This is a genomic window from Neisseria sp. HMSC068C12 (assembly GCF_001814095.1).
Taxonomy (GTDB): domain Bacteria; phylum Pseudomonadota; class Gammaproteobacteria; order Burkholderiales; family Neisseriaceae; genus Neisseria; species Neisseria perflava.
Window position 1 is genome coordinate 1 of record NZ_KV814818.1, and the last position, 241, is coordinate 241.

Annotated in this window: 2 tRNA genes; both read left to right on the forward strand. The window is 51.5% G+C overall.

The features are described 5' to 3' along the window. Positions 1-55 precede the first annotated feature (55 nt). Positions 56-131, forward strand: a tRNA-Gly gene (locus tag HMPREF2952_RS06380). A 34-nt stretch (positions 132-165) separates the two neighbouring features. Next, positions 166-241 (forward strand) — tRNA-Gly (locus HMPREF2952_RS06385).

Sequence of the window (241 nt, forward strand, 5' to 3'; positions counted from 1 at the left end):
GAGGTCGCGAGTTCGAGACTCGTTTCCCGCTCCATTAAATCATGCATCCGAATACGCGGGAATAGCTCAGTTGGTAGAGCGCAACCTTGCCAAGGTTGAGGTCGCGAGTTCGAGACTCGTTTCCCGCTCCATTCTGATTACTTGTTGATTGTTCTTTTTCAATATGCGGGAATAGCTCAGTTGGTAGAGCGCAACCTTGCCAAGGTTGAGGTCGCGAGTTCGAGACTCGTTTCCCGCTCCA